This window comes from Tautonia rosea (genome assembly GCF_012958305.1).
Taxonomy (GTDB): domain Bacteria; phylum Planctomycetota; class Planctomycetia; order Isosphaerales; family Isosphaeraceae; genus Tautonia; species Tautonia rosea.
Window position 1 is genome coordinate 599,515 of record NZ_JABBYO010000002.1, and the last position, 20,084, is coordinate 619,598.

Below are 20,084 nucleotides of genomic sequence, written 5' to 3' on the forward strand. Positions count from 1 at the left end.
GTGGAGCGGCAACCGGGCTTCAGACCAGCTTCCCGGATTTGCCGCAGGTCCGTGTCGAAGGCATACTTCATCTGGGTGATGCTGACCCTCTCATCGTGCGTTACGTCATCTCAAGCCGGGGAGGGTTGAATCGAGGAAAGGTCCACGGAAAGTGGGCGTTTTCTTCATGATCAGGCTCGACCAGCGACTCAACTCTTGACTTTGGGCAACCGATCGAAAATTTTAACACTCCTCGAACACGTCGAATTGGGAGTCTGATCGATGCTCAAAATTCTTGGGGGTGGCGCGCGAGACTGCGATGGCGTGACGAGACGGAGTTTTCTCCAGGCGGGGATTCTCGGTGTTGGAGGACTGACGCTTCCCGACCTGCTGAGACTTCGAGCCTCAGGAATGGCGTCCAATGCCAGTACCGAGCGCAGCGTCATCTTATTCTGGCTCAGTGGTGGTCCCGGGCATATGGAAACCTGGGACCCGAAGCCGGAAGCGCCCGATGGCTTCCGAGGCCCGTTTGGAGCCATCTCAACGCGTCTTCCCGGTGTCCAGTTCGGAGAGCTGATGCCCGAAAACGCCCGAAGGGCCGATCGGCTCGCCATTGTCCGGACGGTCAATCACGGCTCAGGCGACCACACCAAGGGGAATCACTGGATGCTCACCGGCTTTGAAGGGCCCGCCTTCAACGCCGCCGACAACAAGGTGCAACGTCGCCCTGCCATGGGATCCGCTGTGGCTCGCCTGATCGGCGAGCGAAAGCCTGGGATTCCTCCTTACGTCGCCGTGCCTCATCTTCGAGGGGGGACCGACAACTTTTTCCATTATGCCGCCTATCTCGGCGGTGGCGCCAATCCGTTCATCGTCGAGTCGGACCCGAATGATCCGAAGTTTCGAGTGAGGAATTTGCAACGTCCCGGCGAATTGTCCATGGCTCGGCTGCAGGACCGTCGGACCTTGCTCGAAACCCTCGATGCTCAGCGGCGCTGGGCCGAGCCTGCGTTAGGCGACCTCGATGACCATTATGGTCGAGCCTTCGACATGCTAGCCGGCAAGGCCGTCGCTAATGCCTTCGACATCGCCTCGGAACCAGACACGCTCCGCGATCGCTACGGTCGGCATACCTTCGGACAAAGTGCGTTGGTGGCTCGACGGCTGGTCGAATCCGGTGTTCCCTTCGTCACCGTGAACTGTGTCCCGTGGGATCACCACGGTACCGGCAATCAGTTGAAGACCGAGGAAGGGGCTCGCCAGTTGATCCCTCCACTCGACATGGCAATCGGAGCGCTTTTGGATGACCTGATCGATCGTGGGCTTTATGATTCCACGCTCATCGTGGCCATGGGTGAATTCGGCCGCACGCCTCGCATGAACAAAGATGCGGGACGCGATCACTGGGGCAGGACCTTTAGTGTCCTCTTCGGGTGCGGCTCGATGCAGATGGGCCAGATCATCGGCCGAAGCAGTGCCCGGGGTGAGACGGTGGTCGATCGGCCCGTCAGCCCTCAAGATGTCTGCGCGACAATTTACCACCATCTTGGCATCGATTCACGCCACGTCGTTTTTGAAGATCGGACTCGCCGGCCTGTTCCTCTGATTGAAACCGGTGAACCGATCCAGGAACTGATCGGCTAACCGTTCCATCAGGATCACCGATCACGTGACAACGATTCCGTGCCGTTCCTGCCTCGAGCCCTTCGCAAGGGAGATCGATCGCGGTGGGAACGACTTTCGCTCGATTCAGGACCGATCTGCACCATGAGCAATTCCTTCTCGCCTCCGCCGGTCCCAGGCCGACTGGCGTCGATCGACGCCTATCGAGGCCTTGTCATGTTCCTCATGATGGCAGAGGTGATGCACTTTGCCGGTGTTGCCGCGGCGGTGCCGGGGAGCCCGGTCTGGGACTTCCTCGGGTATCATCAGTCCCATGTCGAGTGGGTGGGATGTTCGCTGCACGACTTGATTCAGCCGTCGTTCTCATTCCTGGTCGGCGTTTCACTCCCCTTTTCGCTGGCAAGTCGAAGTGCACACGGGCAATCACGACGCCGACTGTTTCTCCATGCGCTCTGGAGAGCAGCGGTCCTGGTTGCCCTGGGGATCTTCCTCAGGTCGCTCGGGAGTCCTGGGACAAATTACACGTTCGAAGATACGTTGACGCAAATTGGCTTGGGGTATCCTTTCCTGTTTCTTCTCGGTCTACGTCCCCAACGAGACCGTTGGATTGCCGTGGCGCTGCTGCTCGTCGGGACCTGGGTCGCGTTCGTGCTCTACCCTCTTCCGGATCCAACCTTCAACTTGATGGACGTGGGAGTGCCGCCCGACTGGCCTCATCTGATGAATGGAATCACGGCCCACTGGAACAAGAATACGAACCTGGCCTGGGCGTTTGATCGCTGGTTCCTCAACCTTTTTCCTCGAAGTGAGCCGTTTGCGTTCAATGGAGGAGGTTACGCAACGCTCAATTTTATCCCGACGCTCGCGACCATGACGCTGGGCTTGATCGCCGGTGAGGTGCTTCGCAACGCTCGGACTGCCCGAGGGAAGGTCGGATGGCTTCTCGCGGCCGGAGCCATTTCAATGGCCGTCGGTTGGGGGTTGGGAGAACTTGATCTCTGCCCGGTGGTCAAGCGCATCTGGACCCCAAGCTGGGTCTTGTTCAGTGGTGGTTGGTGCTTCCTGTTCCTCGGAGCAGCCTATGGAGTCATCGACGGATTCGGCTGGAAGCGTTGGGTCTTTCCTCTGGTCGTGATCGGCATGAACTCGATCGCCGCGTACTTGATGAGTTGGCTAATCGAGGGGTTTATTGGCGATGCCCTGAACCGACATCTCGGCGCCGAGACGTTCCGTGCCTTCGGCGACCCTTACGAACGGGTTTTCCATGGGGCCGCGGTCCTTCTCATCATGTGGCTCCTACTTTACTGGATGTATCGCCGGAAATTGTTTCTGAAGATTTGATCGAGCTTCAATCCATCGATTGCCAGTTAGCTGGTGAAATGGGCTCCTGTCTCTCTCGTTCATCCGTTGGTCGGATCGGAGAAGCGAGGAAGAGCACGAACCAGGCGAATGCACCATCAAGTTCGTCTGGTTCGTTGGGTGGCACGACAGGCAATCATAACAGGGTTGCCCCGATCACTCATTCGTCACCGGCGTCCGCGATGGGCCCAGCAATGTCCCCATTGGAAATGGGGACGAACTTCTGAGCCCGTTCGCCGATAATGTCGCCGACATAAAGGTTCCCCTCGGTGTCAGCGGCGATGCAATGGACCCAGTTGCAATCGCCCGGATGCTCGTGCCCGTCTTCTCCCTTGGGAACGGTCCAATGCATAAGCAAGCGACCCTCGGTTGAGAATTTCATGAAAACCTGATCCTTGGGAGGGCAACCAAGCGTGATGTCCTCAACACGCCAGGGCATCGGAGAGGAGCCGCAGACCCAGATCTCATCCTCGGGGGTCACCCAGAAACCCCAGGGAACGATGATGTTGGCCCAGGTGTCGAGCAGGTTCCCTTCCTGGTCAAAGATCTGAATCCGAACGTTATTGCGATCGGCGACGTAGAGACGCCCTTTGGAGTCGATCGCAATCGCATGAGCAATGCTGAACTGGCCCGGCTCGATGCCAAGCTCGCCCCACGACTTCACGAAGTTGCCGTCCCGGTCAAAGTGAACCACTCGGCCGTTTCCATAGCCGTCAGAAACGAAGTGATCACCGGCTTCCGTCACAACAATGTCTGTGGGCATGTTGAAATGTGACTCATCGCAACCCTTCTCGTTCGGGGTCCCAAGCGTCTTCAACAGTTCTCCGGAGGTCGAGTACTGCTTGACGGTGTGATCACCGACGTCGGCCACCCAGAGGTGCCCATCAGGATCAAACTTGAGGTGATGAACCATTGAGTTCTCACCTCCGCCGAAGGCTCGGACGAATGTGCCGTCAGGCTTGAACACCCGAATCGGGGGCTCGGCGCGAACAGCCACATAGACATTGCCATCGGGACCGACGGCGATCCCCGGCACGTGGCCTCCTGGCATGCCTTCGGGTGTACCCGGCCAGGCGGGATCGACCTGAAACCAGGTGGCGACACTGACCCGGGGGTAGACTGCCGGAGGCCCCTGATTCGGTGGGGGCGGCTTCTGGGCGGAGGAAACGCTCGGAATCACGAACGCGGCGAGAGTGACGATTGTGGCAAAACATCGGCAATGAGCCATCAGTGATTCTCCATCATCCGGTCAGGGGAGAGGATCTCCTGAGCCTGATCACTCAGGTCAGCAGCTCGGTCAGCACCCGGGCATCTTCCACGCCCGTGAGCTTCATGTCGAGCCCCTGGAACTTGTGCGTAAAGCGTTCGTGATCGATCCCGAGCAGATGAAGCATGGTCGCGTGCAGATCCCGGACGTGCGTGGGATGCTCGACGGCGTTGTATCCGAGGTCATCGGTCGCACCATAGGTTTGGCCGCCTCGGATCCCGCCTCCTGCAAGAAACATGGAGAACCCTTTGATGTGATGATCGCGGCCGGCATCCTGGCCCTTGCCCTGAAACATCGGGGTCCGGCCGAACTCGCCTCCCCAGATGACCAGGGTGTCGTCGAGCATGCCGCGCTGCTTCAAATCGGCAATGAGGGCGGCGGAGGGACCGTCGCATAGACGGCAACATGTGTCCATGTAGCGAACCAGATCGCCATGATGGTCCCAGCCTCGGTGGTAAAGCTGGATAAATCGAACTCCGCGCTCCGCCAAGCGACGGGCCATGAGGCAGTTTGCGGCAAACGACCCATCGGCCCCGTTCGTTCCATAAGCGCGAAGGATGTGATCAGGCTCGTCCCGGAAATTGGCCAGTTCAGGGATACTCAGTTGCATCCGAGAGGCAAGCTCGTACTGTGCGATCCGTGTTTCTAGCTCCGGGTCGTGCCAGCGTTCATTGCCGAGTGTGTTCAGTTCGGTGACCGTGTCAATCAGATGACGCTGGTCTGATCGATCCACGCCCGGAGGGTTCTCAAGGTAATGAACGGGGCTTCCCACCGAGTTGAACTGCACCCCCTGAAACTTCCCGGGCAGGAAGCCGCTTCCCCATTGGCGCGAGGAAATCGGCTGGGGATTCCGCCCTCCTTCACTCGTCAGGACGACAAATCCCGGCAGGTCGTCAGCCTCATTGCCAAGCCCGTATGTCACCCAGGAGCCCATGCTCGGTCGGCCCGAGATCGAGGTGCCGGTGTTCATCACTGTGTGGGCTGGATCATGATTGATCTGGTCGGTATACATCGACCGAAGAATACAGAGATCGTCTGCGATGGAGGCAATCCTGGGCAAGCAATCCGCGATCTCCAGGCCCGACTCGCCGTGCTTTCGAAAGCGGAATCGCGGCCCGAGGCACCTGAGCTCCTGACCTTGAAGCTGCGCGATCGGTTGGCCCGCCGTGAATGACTCAGGCATGGGCTGGCCGTCCATGCGAGCCAGTTCCGGCTTGAAGTCAAACGTTTCCAGATGGCTTGGTCCACCAGACATGTACAAAAAAATAACCCGCTTCGCCCGAGGTGCGAAGTGAGGCAGGTGCGGCAATCCGCCCAGCCGATCCGATCCGCCTGCCCGTTTCGCTCGATCCGAAGCGACCGATGATCGGGAGCCGCTCAGCAAGGTTGCCAGGGCCGCCGATCCGAGGCTCAGGGAACTCTGACCGAGGAATGTGCGGCGAGACAGTCGCAAGTGACGGCCTTCGATCGGATGCATCGGGCAAGGTCTCCGTCAATCAAAATCGGGTGATCGTCTCGTGCAAGTTCAAGAGGGCCCGACAGATGGCGGTCCAGGCGGCCACCTCGACACGGTCAAGCGCTTCGGGGACTTGTGCCAGGCCGGTCGAGCACACGGCGGACGCCGCGGTAGGATCGGACTCGTATCGGATGCGGGAAGCCTCCAGCAACCGTTGCAAGGCCTCTAGCTCAGCATCGCTCGGGTCTCGGGTCAGAGTCGATCGCCAGGCCGATACCATCCGATCGCGATCGGACCCGTCGTGTTCGAGCAACACTCGGGTGGCAAGAACGCGCGCGGCTTCTACGAAACTCGGATCATTCAGGAGGGTCAAGGCACCAATCGGCGTATTGCTCGAAGGGCGCCGCGTTGTGCATTCCTCTCGGGTCGGAGCATCGAAGGCGCGGAGCATGGGGTGGAGAAATTGGCGTTGCCAGTGAACGTAGAGTCCTCGGCGGTACTGGCTCAGATCAGTGTCGGCCTGGTACTGTCGTTTCGGGAAATTCAAGTGAGCATAGTAGCCCTCGGGCTGATAGGGGCGAGCGCTGGAACCGCCTCGCTGTTCCACGAGTAACCCGCTGATCGCGAGTGCCTGATCTCGGATCACTTCCGCAGGCAGTCGGAACCGCTGCTGGCGGGCGAACAGGTCGTTGCCGGGGTCAGCCTTGAGCATGGCCGGGTCAGGAATCGACGATTGGCGGAATGCCTTTGAGGTCACGATTAGTCGAATCAGATGTTTGATATCCCAGCCACTCTCGATGAATTCCACGGCGAGCCAGTCAAGCAATTCGGGATGGCTTGGCAGTTCCCCCTGCAATCCCGTGTCGTCGAGTGATCGGGAAAGACCGCGGCCAAAAAAATGATTCCAGAGCCGGTTGACGAACACGCGAGCCGTGAGGGGGTGATCGGGCCGGGTCAGCCATTGGGCCAGGTCCAGCCGGCTTGCGCGTGATGCTGAGGTTTTCAGCTCCGGGAGAACTTCGGGAACTCCGGGATCGACCACTTCTCCGGTGGTGTCCATCCAGTCACCCCGGGCCAGAACCCGCGTGATGCGCGGCTCGACCGAAACGCTGACCATCGTGCGACGCGATCGCTTGCGGATCGCCTCGCGGCGCTGTTCCAGTTGCTCCAGGTCCTGTTTGTTCGCGTTGTTCCCGGCGATCGTCAACGCCTCGATCGCCTGCTCGACTTCGAGAAGCGCCTGTCGATCGATCGGGTCGAGGACTTCGATCTCGGGGGCCCGAATCGTGGGCGTTGCGTCTGGACCCGGGTAAGCCCCTCGCTGTTCCAGATCTGCGAAGAACGCGGCGATCCGATAAAAATCCCGTTGTGTATACGGATCGTACTTGTGATCATGACACTCGGCGCATCCCATGGTGGCGCCGAGCCAGACGGCCGAAACATTGCGGACCCGATCGGCAGCATACTTGGCCAGGTACTCGCCGTCCTGTGCCCCTCCTTCGTGCGTTGTTTGGAGTAAGCGGTTATATCCGGACGCAACACGCTGATCGATCGACGCATTCGGAAGCAAGTCCCCAGCGAGTTGCTCATGTGTGAATCGATCAAACGGCATATTCTGATTGAATGCCGCGACCACATAATCCCGGTAGGGGGTGGCATGATGCTCCTGGTCACCGTGATATCCCACGGTGTCGGCATATCGCACCAGATCGAGCCAGAGGATCGCCATCCGTTCGCCGTATCGGGGAGACGCGAGCAGTCGATCAACGAACCGCTCGTACTCTCCTGCCCGATCGTGTTCGAGCAACTGATTCACGTCTTCAGACTGGGGAGGCAGGCCGGTCAAATCCAAAGCAACCCGACGAGCCAGCGTGACAGGATCGGCTTCTGGGGCAGGGGAGTGTCCCTCGGTCTCGATGCGGGAGAGAAGGAATTGGTCGATGGGGTTGATCGGCCACGAGGTTTCATGCACCTCTGGCAGCGGTGGCCGAGTAAGCGGAACAAAGCTCCAGTGCGGCTGATCCTCCGCGCCTTCGGCAATCCATCGGCGGAGCATCTCGATCTGCTCGTCCGTTAGCTCCTTGCCCGAGTCGGGAGGGGGCATCCGATCCAGATCATCCTCGGACGTGATCCGAAAGAGGAGCTCACTGGCTTCGGGATCGTCCTGATCGATGACCCGATACCCTCCTCGATCGGCCCGAGCGTCCTCCAACTGATCAAGCCTCAGGTTTCCGCGACGGTCTGTTGGATCCGGCCCATGACAAAAGAGACAGTTCTCAGCCAGGATGGGACGAATATCCCGGTTGAACACGATCGGCGGACCGTCCTCGGAAGCGCCGAATGTCGGGTTCGTCCCGCTGCTGAATGCAAGGAAGCCAACGAGCCCAATCAAGCAGAGGCGAGGCATAGGCGGGGCCTCGGTGAGGAGGAGCACGGGGTGGCGTCGAGACACGTTCACGAGAACGCTGATGAGCGTGCGTGGGATGCCCTATTGGGCACTTTCAAGATCTTAATCTTCAATCGACCACCCTCACAAGCCAATGACGGTCGCTCGGATAGTCGAGAACGGTTGAGTGCCCTCGCCTTGAGGCTCACGCTGCTTGAGCACCACGAGAGGAACGTCCCGCTTGTGGGATTGAATCGCAGGTTGTCTCCAATTTCCTGTTTGCCCAACCAAGGTTCGTCAGTCTTGCCCGTCGAGCATTCGTCTTGAGAAGACGATCTCGGTCTGGGTGGAGTGCGCTGTCCCCTCGTCCCACCGAGCTGACACCTTGACTCTCCCGGCATTGCAGGAGATGATAGTTTTCTATCACGATAACCAACCTCATTCTCCACAATTGTCTGAACGGTTGGTTTCTGCATCGGCGGTTTCCCCCGTTCTCTCGCCTTCCTGACACCTCTGGACGATTGGCTTCTCAAGCGTTCTCTACCGGTGACATTGTGGCGATGCAGCGTGCCCTTGCGATGGCCCGCGAAGCGGAACGGTTCGGTGAAGTCCCAGTCGGTGCCGTCATCACACACGGTGATCGAATCATTGCGGAAGCCTTTAATCTTCGGGAGACATTGTCTGATCCCACAGCTCACGCCGAACGTCTTGCTCTGTCGATGGCAGGAAAGTCACTGGGGACATGGCGTCTCGATGGCTGCAAGCTTTACGTGACGCTTGAACCCTGTTCGATGTGTGCGGGATCAATTGTTCTTGCTCGAATCTCCACCGTGTTTTATGGTGTGTCTGATCCCAAAGCGGGAGCCTGCGAATCGCTTTTCCGACTCACCACCGACCGAAGACTGAATCATCAGACTGACGTTCGACCTGGACTTCTTGCTGGCGAGTGTGCTGAACTGCTCTCCCATTTTTTTCAAACACTTCGAAAGCGATCTCAGCGTTCGTAACTCCTGGAGGAGTGCCTGAGTGGTTGAAAGGGCCGGTCTCGAAAACCGGTGTACCGGTCTCCGGTACCGTGGGTTCGAATCCCACCTCCTCCGCTAGCAAACCGTTGAGACAGTGACCTTTATGCCGAACGCCGCGTCCGGGACGCGGCGTTCGGCATTTCCGGGCCGGCCGCAGGACCGGCCCGGATCACGTTTCGCTTGTCGAATGCCGTCGCATGCGGACGCATGTCGGCGGAACGGTGAGAGTATGGGAAGGCATATGCGCCGCGGCCCGTCCGTCGGTCCACTCTACCCAGAATCCCGATCGGTGAGCCTCCACCTTGTATGATGGATTTGTAACGGAAATGGTGGTATCGATGAGGATCCTGGAATGGACGGCGATGCTGAACACTGGCTCCGGGTCTTCGGGCGGCTCAACGTGTACCTGGCCCGAGGCGGACCGGCACCCCACAGGCTGCTCCTGCTCCTGGTCCTGCTGGAGATGGCCGAGAAGGGGGAGCTACCGGCCAGGGTTCTGCGGTTGACGCCGGAACTGGCTTCCCGCTTCTGCTCCTACTGGGGCATCGTCGCCCATCGCAGGACCCAGCGGCCCGAGGTGCGACTCCCGTTCTTCCATCTCGGCAGCGAGGGCTTCTGAGACGCCTTGCATAAGGACGGCGGGTCGGCGGACACTCCCCGAACGGCACGCTTCGCCTCGTTTGCCCCGACCTTCGAGGCCGCCCTCCGCGTCCCGGAATTCCGCCGGGCGGCGAGTCGAGTCCTGATCCGTTCCTCCTTCACGCCCCCGGAGCAAGTGGCCCTCGGGATCCTGGTCGGCGAGCCGGAGCCGACCGATGGGGAGGATGGGACATCAATCGAGGTGGCTCGAAAGTCGGATTCTTGTCGGGCGAGGGGGAACGGGCCCTCGGCTCGGTTCCGGATCGATGTGGTCGCGGCCTACAACTACACCTGTGCCCTGACGGGCTGCCGCCTGACGACAGTCACGGCCGGGAGCCTGGTCGATGCGGCCCACATCCGCCAGTTCGCCCGCTTGGGGAGCGACAAGATCGGCTACGGCCTGGCCCTGAGCAAGGACGCGCACTGGGCGTTCGACAGCGGCCTCTGGTCGCTGACCGACGACTGCCGTGTGATCGTCGTCGTGGGTTGCTTCGTCGAGGAGTGCCCGGACGTTCGCCCGCTCGGCGCGAATCACGGTCAGCAGAACCAGTTGCCGGCAGGGCGGACCCTGTGGCCGAATCTCGTCAATCTCGCATGGCATCGGCGACACAAGCTTCAAAATGATTAAACAAGTATGCATTTAAATCGGTTCAAACGTCCCGACCACTCGAGCTCCGACTGTCCAAACCTTCGTGACGCATCAGACGATCCAACTTTCGCTCGACTCGATCCAGATCATCGCGCAAAGCGTCAAGCCGCCGCTCGTGACGCCCGAGCAACGACCGCATACGGGCTTCCACCGATCCAACGATGCCAAAGGCGATCAGGAACATCAAGACAAGTTGGAGCACGTGAACCACTATCTCCAAACGTTCAGGCGTGTCGGACCGTCGCGTCGGTGAAGAGTCTGAATTGATTGACTCATTCTGACAAGGTGTCACTTCAGATTTTCCGTCCAATGCCAGACGCCGACAAAGCAAGGATGGAGACAACCCACCTGATGGCGACCGGGGCGAAGATTCGAATTGTCCCTGCTTCCATGATCCAAGATGATTCTGAAGGGTAGCTCGCGCGAAGTGTTGCAGCTGCAGATGACGGCCGAGAACGCTCGGCCGACCACCATGCCTATGTCTTGGTCGAGGGGAACTCGAACGCGATTTGAAGACGCAGTCTGGAGGGGTGGCGCAACGCTCATCGGTTCACGCTGAGAGCAGGAGAGAACCTCGGAGTTTGGCTGTTATCGTCACTTCTCAGCCGAGATGCTTTAGATCCTCGAGGGTCGTTGTTCGCCCAGTAAGGCGGGGCCCTTTGCGATTCAAGTCCGACGCATCTTGGAGCACCTCATGAGAACAGAACGCGCATTCCTCATCATCTTCGTAATGCTCGGCGTCGCGAACCGGGCGCAGGCCGAGCTCCTCTCGCCCTCGGTGTCAGTCGCTGGCCGAACCCAGAACGAGTGGGCCGAGGCCTGGTGGAACTGGACGTTGAGCTTTCCCGAGGCCTCAAATCCGGTGACAGACACAACCGGGGCCTTCGCGAACCTCGGAGACCAGGGCAAGGTCTTCTTCCTCGCGGGGCATTTCGGCGGAGCGGGGCCGGTCACTCGCAGGGCCACCGTCCGAAGGAATCAATACCTCTTCTTGCCTCTCGCCAACGGCGTGACCACCGTGCTCGATTCGAGCTATGGCCCATCGTACGACGAGATGCGACAGGACGTAATCGAGTTCGTCGGCGAGGGCTCCGGCTTCTATGCCGAGCTCGACGGAACGAGCCTGGCCGGAGGTCGCGATCTGAATGACTGGCTCCAACTCTCTCCCGACGTCTTCACACTGGAATTCCCCCCAGGCGGGATCTTCACCGGCGGCGACTACACCGGGCCGATCGATTCGGTCCAGCGGGGATGGTGGCTGATGCTCGCGCCGCTGGAAGTCGGCACCTACACCCTGCGATTCGGCGGAATGGCCACACCGACCGGTATCTACAGCGACTTCGATCCGAACGTGCAGGACGTGACCTACATCCTCACGGTGGTCCCTGAGCCCTCGAGCCTTGCCCTCTCGGCATCGGCCCTCGGGCTGGCGGGCGTCGTTGCCCTCATGCGGGGGCGAAGGCCGGTCTCAGTCTGATTCTCACCCCGACGCGCCCAGGGTGGTCGCGTTCACGTTCCCGTCTCGGAGAACACTCGATGGAATGGCTTTCGATGATGTTCGGTGGCGGGAGGGGCTTCGTCGACTCGGCCCTGCTTATCGGGCTGTTCTGGGCGGCGCTGGTCCATCCGGATCGAATCCGGAGCCTGTACAGCTTCCGCGTCGCTACGATACTCCTTGCTGTGTCGGTCGTCGTGCCGTTGCTCACCCAACTCGCCTGGCTCCAAGGAACCATCAGGGGGGGTGGAGCCCCCGGGCAGGGGACTGGATTGACGATGGTCGCCCAGGCCGTTCATCCTCTGGTGCTGATGCTGGCCGTGCTGATTGGGCTCGACTCCGTGACGCCCCGATCCCGGTCCAGAGGCTGAGATGATGTCACCTCAGTGCGCCTGGGTGATATCCTCCGCCAGCCGGACCAACCTGACTCTCGGAACCACGAAACGCGGTCCTGCGAAGCCTTCTCCAGGGTATGGACTCCCGGGGTCCAGGATCTCATCGGCGCCTCGGTGTGGCGCCGTTCCCTGGAGGAGGCCGCGATCACTGCCTGAGCGTACCCATCACGTTCTGACAGCATTTTTTTCCGGACTTCGATTGGCGTCGAAGTTGGGCAGTTTGTGGCTTTCTGTGTAGGATGCGCCCCTCGGCCGGTGGCGCGACGCGGGTCCCATGTGCCACCCGAGTTGTTGCGACGCGGGCGGCATCGGGTTCCAGATCGCGACCCCAGGGCGGCCAGATATTCTGAAGCCATCCGCCCGCCGAGGGCCGCCCGCACACGACCCTCCCGCCCCCGCCAAGGACACCCGGCTGCTGAGCACAACCGGAAGGCCCTCTCTCGCGAGGCCGAGACGCTGGTCGGCAAGGCCGACGGCATCCAGGGACTCGACACTCGAAACCGCGACACCAAGTCCATCGAGCTGGTCCACCGGGTCTGGTCCGGTATGCAAAGTGGGTCATCCACCCCCTCCATCTCATCAGCCTCGTCTGGTCCGACCACGACCGCATCATGTCCCTGGACGATCGGCTCGATGACAAGCCCATTGACCGCATGGCCAGGAACGATCCTTCCGTGACCTGATCGCCGCGGCAAAGTGACGGCTTTCTCCCCGTGGAGAGAAACCCAGGCAGGTCCGGGATTACGGGTGGATCTTCCTGACGCCATTGAAGCTCAATCGCCCCGGTCCAGGGATTTGACCGCGAAGAATTATAACCAAAGAATTGCTGTTATAATAAGTAAATCCATGCAAACTAGTTCATGATTGAATTTGATCGTCTCGCGTCTTGATCTGGTGCAACCCCAGCTGACCAATGATGTGAGCGGTTTTCGTTTGTTCGGATCACGTTTGGCGGAAATGGGGATCGAGCGTTGCGACTGCCGGCCAAGGTGATGAGCATCTTGCAGACTCGCACCCGGTTCTCCATTATAGTTATGAAGCACATGATCATAATTACTAACAAAAACCAAGTATAATCAAACAGGATCAGAAAGGATTGGGAGTCAAGGATTGGAGCCAAGCGGATTGGCGAAATCGACCTCGATCAGGTCGCCGGGAAAGAAGATCCGACTGGGTGAAGGATTGGAGTCGGGCCGATTGGGGTCGTAAGCGGTCAGGATGCAGGTCTCTCCCGATCGAACCTCGAAGGTTTCTCGGTAGAGGACCTGATCGTCTCGGTTCAGAACCAGCTCGTAGGAACCAGAGCTGAGATCGAGGACGATTGGATCATACAATTGGTCGTCGATGTCAAAGGTGTAGCCAGCGACATCGATCTGGACATTGGATTCAGTGACATGAATGATCACCTCGCCAGCTGAGCCGGCTCGGCTGGCGATCCAGGCTAACATCGTTAACCCCAGGACCGTCCCGATCGTATATTGAGCGACACGAGCGATCAGTGCCGACTCTACGAATGATAGAATCGAATAAATGACTGACATGGCATCAATCCTCGCTTGTACGTAACCTGGATTCGCAGCGTCACAAAGGTTGCTCGTTTGAAGTCCGAGCCAATAAGGACGATGGGAGAACGGAGTCGGCGATTCCACGGCCGTTCCGAGAACTCCACGATTGGCCAGGTGGGTGCCGGCGGGGCAGGCATCACGATTGGGGGGTTATTCTCGAAGGACGGAACGACGTGATCGCCGCCGATCGGATTCCCGTGCCCTCGATGTCCGACGGGTGTCGGAATGCGATGAACTCTGGGCAGGCCGGGTATCGCGATCGAGACGACTCGGCCGCCGTTGTTGTCGAGGTCAGGGGCGATGTCCGGGCCACCCATCGCTCCGGCCACCCCGTACGACACCTGGTCGAGGTTCGCGGAAAAGCTGGCCTCGGCGACGACGCACCGGGCCCCGGCCCTCGACGATGGATCGCCTCATCGCGGTCTCCTTGGCAGCGGATTTGAGCACTCGAACCCGGATCAGTGGGGAACCATTGAGAGGCCGGCTTCCGCGGCACGGTCGGGGGACGGGACGGGACTGCCCCAGGGCAATCCGCCGCTCGCGCCGTATGGCCGAGGAGGGCTGCGATCAGGACTCCGCCTCTCGGCATACGTATTTAAAGTCTTGCAAACAAAGTGTGACCACGACGCCGAAACCGCTCAGGATGCCAGCGCGAGGAAGAGCGCCCGGATCTCGTCCTCAAGATCCTCGGGACGGTGCAGGGTGTCGGCGATCCGGGCCCGAAGGATCTGCCCGAACCGTTGGCGAAGCCGCTGAGACGCTTTCCTCACGGCGGCCTCGGTCATCCCCAGTGACGCGGCCACGATCGACGCGGGCACCGACTCGTCGACCCCGGAGAGGCCAGGCTTCAAGGCGTCGAAGAGGGGGCCTCGGCCGGCCGCCTTGCACTCCTCCTCCAGTTGCTGGAGCGACCGGGAGATCAGCTCCAGGGCCCATCGCCGCTCGAAGAGCCGCTCGGCAGTCAGGTCGTGTGACGGCTCGGCACGGTAGCGATCCTCGGCGTCCTTGAGGTCGAGCGAGAGGGGGAGAACGCCCCCGCCCCGCTTCATCGCCATCTTGCGGTCGTGCTCATTTGCCAGAAAGTTCCGGCATGAGACCAGGAGAAACGTTCGGAACCGACCCTTCTCCGGGTCGGCCGCCCGAAGCGTGTCTTTCTCCAGGAGCCGCGCGAAGAAGCCTTGCGTCAGGTCGGCCGCCTCGTCCTCGCCGAAGCCCCGGCGCCGGATAAACGCGTACACGGGATACCAGTACTGGCGGCAGAGTTTGGCGAGGGCCTCCTCACCTTCGGTGCTCGACCGATTCGCGGCCAGCCGCACCAGGCTCCATGACGTGGTCTCGAAGCTCGTGACCTTCGCAACGCCCCTTGGTTCCGTCTCTGGAGGATTGGAGGACATGGCGTGTCGATGGCCTCATTCCAGGGTCCCGGGGCGTTCACAAGACGGCCGGGGCCTCTCGTCAATCATCGCCTGCATGTTTGTGTTTCGCCAGCACCAACCGGCTCTCAATGGCCGATCGACTCGCACGATCTGGGCCAGGCCAGTCGGACTGCGTCGAGAAACGGTGCTTCAGCGGATTCGAGATGAATCGAGATGTCCTTCGTTGGTATAGTTCAATTCTTGGGCGAGCTGTGCTTTCATTCCCACGTGCCGATGACCTTCCTCGGATCGACTTGGGCCAGGATCACCTCGGACAAACGACCTTGGATCGGAACCAACCCATGCCGGACCTCGCTCCGTGCCCGAGTTGCCGACGGCTGCCACCGGAAGACGCACCCGAGGGCCTTTGCCCTTCATGCCTGATGGCGACCGCTTTCGGGAATGACGCGGACGTTCCCATCGCTCCGGGAGTCGAGGACTTGTCCCACCTGGGATTCACCCTCTGCCACGAGGATGACCTGGAGCCCCCCGCCGGGACTGACTTCCTGCGGAGTTCCCCTCATCATTACGAGGGGCGGTCCACTGAGCCGGCCTCAGGTTCCATCGCCCCCAACCAGTGCGTCCGACGGTTCGGGGACTACGAGCTGATCCACGAGTTGGCCCGGGGCGGCATGGGCGTGGTGTATCGCGCTCGGCAGGTGAGCTTGAACCGGCCGGTCGCCCTGAAGATGATCCTCACCGGGCAGTTCGCCTCCGAGGTCGAGGTCCGTCGCTTCCGCCTTGAGGCGGAGGCCGCCGCCAACCTCGACCACCCCGGCATCGTCCCCATCTTCGAGATCGGCGAGCACGACGGCCAGCACTACTTCAGCATGGCCTTCGTCAACGGCCGCAGCCTCGCAGCCGAGGTCGCCGACGGCCCGCTGCCGCCCCGCCGGGCGGCCGAGCTGTCGAGCCAGATTTGCGAGGCTGTCCAGCACGCCCACGACCACGGCGTTCTCCACCGTGACCTGAAGCCCGCCAACGTGATGATCGACGGCTCAGGCCGTCCCAAGGTCACGGACTTCGGCCTGGCCAAGCGGTTCCAGCGCGACGACAGCGTCACGAACACCGGGCTGGTGATGGGCAGCCCCAGCTACATGCCCCCCGAGCAGGCGGAGGGGAAGCCCGTCGACCGGACCGCCGACATTTACGCGATTGGCGCACTGCTCTACTGCCTGCTGACCGGCCGCCCGCCGTTCCAGGCCGCGTCGCCGATCGACACCCTCCGCCAGGTCAGCTCCCAGGAGCCCGTGCCCCCCCGCCAGCTCAACAGCGCCGTCCCCCGAGACCTGGAGACGATCGTCCTCAAGGCCCTCCAGAAGGACCCGAACCGGCGATACGAATCGGCCCGAAGACTGGCCGAGGACCTGGGGAACTACCTGGAAGGGAAGTCGATCAAGGCCCGGCCGGTCAGCCAGGCCGAGCGGGCCTGGCGCTGGTGCCGTCGCAACCCGGCGTTGGCCATCTCGAACGCGAGCGCCGCGGCGCTGACGATCACCGTCGCCGTCGTGGCCTCGACGACCGCCCTCCGGCTGAACGAGTCGGCGGGCCGGCTCACCGTCGCCCTGGAGCGGCAGACCGACGCCCGCCGCCGGGCCGAGGCGGCCGAGGCCGTCGCCCTGGAGCGCGAATACGAGGCGCTCGTTGCCCAGGCCCGCGCCAGCCGGTTCAGCGGCCGGGCGGGGCAGCGCTTCGGGACCCTGAAGGCGGTCCGAGAGGCCAACGCGCTGCTCACTCGCCTGGGCCTCGATCGCAAGGAGGTCGACTCCCGCCGCTCCGAACTCCGCAATCTGGCCATCGCCGCGCTCGCGCTCGCCGACCAGCAGGAGACGATCTGGCCCGATTTCCCGGGGATCAAGGGAGACAAGACCCACTTCAACGTCAGCCCGGACGGTTCGCTCCGGGTCCGGTCCGACGTGAACGACGGCACGATCGTGGTCACTCGGACCCGGGACGACGGCCTGGTGGCCCGACTTCCAGGGACGGGTTCGGGACGGGGATGGCTTGGCGTCAGCCCCGACAATCGAACCCTGTTCTTCCAGGAATCGGGATCCATTCATCTCTGGACGATCGGAGATCCAGCCTCGAAGGTCGCATCCCTCTCGGGAGCCGCGCACAGCACTGCGTTCAGCCCGGATGGCCGGTTTCTGTACATCCTCGACTCGAATGCCGGGATCATCCGGAAGATCGATGCCGGTTCGGGCGACATCAGCAGGACTTACAGCGTCCCCGCGAAGACGCCGTCCTACTGCAACCTCGCGATCGCGCCGAGCGGGGACCGCCTGGCCTTCGTCAACGGGGGATACCAGTCGCCCGAGTCCCGGAACGTGCGCATTCTCGACCTGGAGTCCGGGGAGATCACGACCTTGCCGTTCGAGGAAGGCGTGGAGTCGATCGCCTGGGGACCGCTCGGCGACCTCCTCGCTGTCGGGGCCACCGACACCGGCGACATCGGCCTCTGGGACCTCTCGCAAACGCCTCCCGTCCGGCTGGAATCGCCGGCGACCAACGTCGAACCCAACGTTTATCCGGCCTTCAACTCCTCGGGGTCGATGCTGGCCTGCGTTGGTAACTGGGCGACGGGCGGCCTGAACGTCTACGAGACGAACACCCGGAGGCTCCTCCTCCGAATCCCCGGGTTCTCGCTGCACAGTATCCACGGTCGGGCCCAGGGACGAGCCGCCGGTGACACCATCGTGTCGGCGATACCGTCGAACGGCGGCAAGCTGGCCCAGTACACCCTTGTGCCCGGATCCGCGTTCCAGTGCCTCCGTCGCGTGGCTACCGGTGACGACCGCTTCATCGAGCAAGTGAGCATCCACCGGAACAACCGGCTGGTCGCCTGCGGGATGCTCGAGGGCGGCACGGTGCTCTGGGACCTGGCGACCCGTCGGGAGGTCGGCGAGCTGCCGACGGGGGGCAACGTTTGGTTCCAGCCCGACGGCCGGGCGCTCTGGACCTCCGACTGGACGTCGGGGAAGCACCTCTGGCCGATCCGCGAGGAGTCCGGGGCCCTCGTGTTCGGCCCCGCCCTGCGCGTCGATTCGTTGGGGAGCTCGGACAACCCGATCCGGACAAGTGCGGACGGGAACATCGTCGCTCTCACCCCCGACTTCGTGTCCGGTGTGATCGTGTTCCCGAGGGAAGATCCCGATCGGGCGTTCCGGCTCGCGGAGGAGATCGACATCAGGGGCCTCAGCGTCAGCCCGGACGGCCGGTACGTCCTCACCCGGCCGCATACCTCGCCGATCGTCCAGGTCTGGGATTCCGCCACCGGGGCCTCAGTGCGGACCATCGACAACGACGATCCGGCGGGGCTCGCGGCCGTCTGGCACCTGTGGGGCGTCCCCGATGCGGCCGATCGATCGAGCGGGGTCGGGCCCTTGCATACCATGACACTCACCAAGAACGACTCGGGGTTCACGGTGGACCATTCTCTCGCCTTCCTGGGCGACGGTCCCGGCCGGATCGGCATCCGAGAGGTGCGTTCGAACCGGGAGGTCGTCCTCCTCGACGCCCCGATGGAGGAGACCTATCGCTCCGTGGCCGTCAGCCCGGACGGCGGGTATGTCGTCGCCACTGGCAACGACCAGCCGGGGGGCGCCCGGATGTGGGATCTGAGGCTGGTTCGAAAGGAACTGGCCGCGATGGGACTGGATTGGGACCTGCCGGCGCTCCCGGATCTTCCCTCCGAGCCGGACCCGAATCAGCCGCTCCGGGTCGAGGTCGTGGCCGAGCCGATCCGGAACCTCGACTGGGAGGGCCGCTGGGAGCTGGCGGTCGCCGACCGCAAGCTCGCCCTCGATCCGGACGACGGACAGGCGCACCACGAGCGCGGGCTCGCGCTCTCGGATCTGTTCCGGTTCGAGGAGGCCGATTCGTCGTTCGATCGCTCGCTGGCCCTCCGCCCCGACGAGCCGAAGACGCTGCTGGCGCGGTCACGCGCACGGACGATGATCGGCCGGGTCGACGAGGCCGAGGCGGACGAGCGACTCGCTGTCTCCTTGCTCGAATCGCAGTTGGATCTGCGGCTTCGCCTGACCCTCGGGCTCCACGAGCGCGCCTGGAAGCTGGTGGCGCCGCCCGGGACCTCCGAGGCCGCGGTGCGATTCGGGCTGATCCAGGCCCGCCAGGCCCTCCGACTGGAGTCGGGCGCGGGGACCGTGAGCCAGAGGACCTTCCACACCCTCGGCCTCGCCCTCTACAGGGCCGGCGATTATGGCGAGGCCGTCGACGTCCTGACCCGGAGCCTGGCGACCGCCCGGGGGGACGAGGTGTTCGACCTCCTCTTCCGGGCGATGGCTTTCCATCGCCTTGGCGACCCCGAGGCCGCCCGGGCCGACTTTGGTCGGGCGGTCGCATGGTTTGAGGGCCGCCAACGCCTCTCAAGCGGCAACGAGTTGCTCACCTTCCGGAGAGAAGCTGAGGCCGTGATCGCCGAACCGCCTGGCCCACCTCCTCGGTTCCCCGAGCCCTTGTCGTCTTGACCCGTTCCTGCTTGGTAAATTCGGGAGAATGAACCGCCGGAGTGATCTCACAGGAAGCGCTTGGGGCTTCCGAAAACTCCATCCTGGAACGAGAAGGAAGGCGAATGTCCGTGTGGTCAAGGACGTTTCGCTGACGCCCGCTGGCTCTGTCGACTTCGCGGGAGCAGTGTGCTGCGACCATGCCGAAGCGAGTCGTGGCGTCGATGGACCTGGTGAAGGGGCCTCGAACTTGGGTCCTCGCGCGTCTCGTCGCGGAGCGACCGGGTTTCGTGAAAGCGCGTCGCTGGTCACACTGGAGGAATCCTCGTGAGAGGGGCCGACTCGAGGCTCGGCGTCCGGTCCGG

13 protein-coding genes and 1 tRNA gene are annotated in these 20,084 nt (G+C 62.1%); 9 read left to right on the forward strand and 5 right to left on the reverse strand.

Going from position 1 to position 20,084, the window contains the following annotated elements; all coding sequences use genetic code 11:
* Window positions 1–261 precede the first annotated feature (261 nt).
* The gene (locus HG800_RS05285; protein ID WP_169974444.1) at window positions 262–1,623 is read left to right on the forward strand and encodes a DUF1501 domain-containing protein; all 1,362 of its coding nucleotides are present in this window, start codon (window positions 262–264) and stop codon (window positions 1,621–1,623) included.
* Between the two features lie 123 nt (window positions 1,624–1,746).
* The gene (locus HG800_RS05290) at window positions 1,747–2,943 is read left to right on the forward strand and encodes an acyltransferase family protein (RefSeq protein WP_235963282.1); all 1,197 of its coding nucleotides are present in this window, start codon (window positions 1,747–1,749) and stop codon (window positions 2,941–2,943) included.
* Between the two features lie 178 nt (window positions 2,944–3,121).
* Here HG800_RS05290 and HG800_RS05295 read toward each other — a convergent pair whose 3' ends face one another.
* From HG800_RS05295 to HG800_RS05305, 3 genes are read right to left on the reverse strand one after another with little or no spacing between them, the layout of a single operon-like run.
* A complete protein-coding gene (locus HG800_RS05295; protein ID WP_169974446.1) occupies window positions 3,122–4,189 on the reverse strand; it encodes a peptidyl-alpha-hydroxyglycine alpha-amidating lyase family protein in 1,068 nt (355 codons plus the stop codon).
* A gap of 52 nt (window positions 4,190–4,241) precedes the next feature.
* Window positions 4,242–5,705, reverse strand: a complete 1,464-nt coding sequence (locus tag HG800_RS05300; RefSeq protein ID WP_169974448.1) for a DUF1501 domain-containing protein — start codon at window positions 5,703–5,705, stop codon at window positions 4,242–4,244.
* A gap of 19 nt (window positions 5,706–5,724) precedes the next feature.
* The gene (locus HG800_RS05305; RefSeq protein ID WP_169974450.1) at window positions 5,725–8,091 is read right to left on the reverse strand and encodes a PSD1 and planctomycete cytochrome C domain-containing protein; all 2,367 of its coding nucleotides are present in this window, start codon (window positions 8,089–8,091) and stop codon (window positions 5,725–5,727) included.
* A 539-nt stretch (window positions 8,092–8,630) separates the two neighbouring features.
* On the opposite strand from HG800_RS05305, the gene tadA reads away from it, so the two are divergent.
* The 6 genes from tadA to HG800_RS05335 all read left to right on the forward strand — a co-directional run bounded on the left by tadA (window position 8,631) and on the right by HG800_RS05335 (window position 12,249).
* A complete protein-coding gene (gene tadA, locus HG800_RS05310) occupies window positions 8,631–9,077 on the forward strand; it encodes a tRNA adenosine(34) deaminase TadA (RefSeq protein ID WP_169974452.1) in 447 nt (148 codons plus the stop codon).
* 5 nt (window positions 9,078–9,082) lie between these two features.
* Window positions 9,083–9,170 (forward strand) — tRNA-Ser (locus HG800_RS05315).
* A gap of 277 nt (window positions 9,171–9,447) precedes the next feature.
* Entirely contained in the window at window positions 9,448–9,714 is a 267-nt protein-coding gene (locus HG800_RS05320; RefSeq protein WP_169974455.1) for a hypothetical protein, read from the forward strand.
* A gap of 6 nt (window positions 9,715–9,720) precedes the next feature.
* Window positions 9,721–10,362 (forward strand): HNH endonuclease, encoded by a 642-nt coding sequence (locus HG800_RS05325; protein ID WP_169974457.1) that lies wholly within the window; start codon window positions 9,721–9,723, stop codon window positions 10,360–10,362.
* A 715-nt stretch (window positions 10,363–11,077) separates the two neighbouring features.
* Complete coding sequence (locus HG800_RS05330) at window positions 11,078–11,860, forward strand: PEP-CTERM sorting domain-containing protein (protein WP_169974459.1); 783 nt, start codon at window positions 11,078–11,080, stop codon at window positions 11,858–11,860.
* Between the two features lie 59 nt (window positions 11,861–11,919).
* Window positions 11,920–12,249, forward strand: coding sequence for a hypothetical protein (locus HG800_RS05335; protein WP_169974461.1), 330 nt, complete (start codon window positions 11,920–11,922; stop codon window positions 12,247–12,249).
* A 1,127-nt stretch (window positions 12,250–13,376) separates the two neighbouring features.
* Here HG800_RS05335 and HG800_RS05340 read toward each other — a convergent pair.
* Together HG800_RS05340 and HG800_RS05345 are read right to left on the reverse strand one after the other, a co-directional pair.
* Window positions 13,377–13,814 (reverse strand): hypothetical protein, encoded by a 438-nt coding sequence (locus HG800_RS05340; protein ID WP_169974463.1) that lies wholly within the window; start codon window positions 13,812–13,814, stop codon window positions 13,377–13,379.
* Window positions 13,815–14,476: 662 nt separating this feature from the next.
* Window positions 14,477–15,232 carry an RNA polymerase sigma factor gene (locus tag HG800_RS05345; protein ID WP_206352126.1) on the reverse strand — a complete coding sequence of 252 codons (756 nt, stop codon included), beginning with the start codon at window positions 15,230–15,232 and terminating at the stop codon, window positions 14,477–14,479.
* A 461-nt stretch (window positions 15,233–15,693) separates the two neighbouring features.
* Between HG800_RS05345 and HG800_RS05350 the strand changes: the two genes are divergently transcribed.
* Complete coding sequence (locus tag HG800_RS05350) at window positions 15,694–19,740, forward strand: protein kinase domain-containing protein (RefSeq protein WP_169974465.1); 4,047 nt, start codon at window positions 15,694–15,696, stop codon at window positions 19,738–19,740.
* Window positions 19,741–20,084 lie beyond the last annotated feature (344 nt).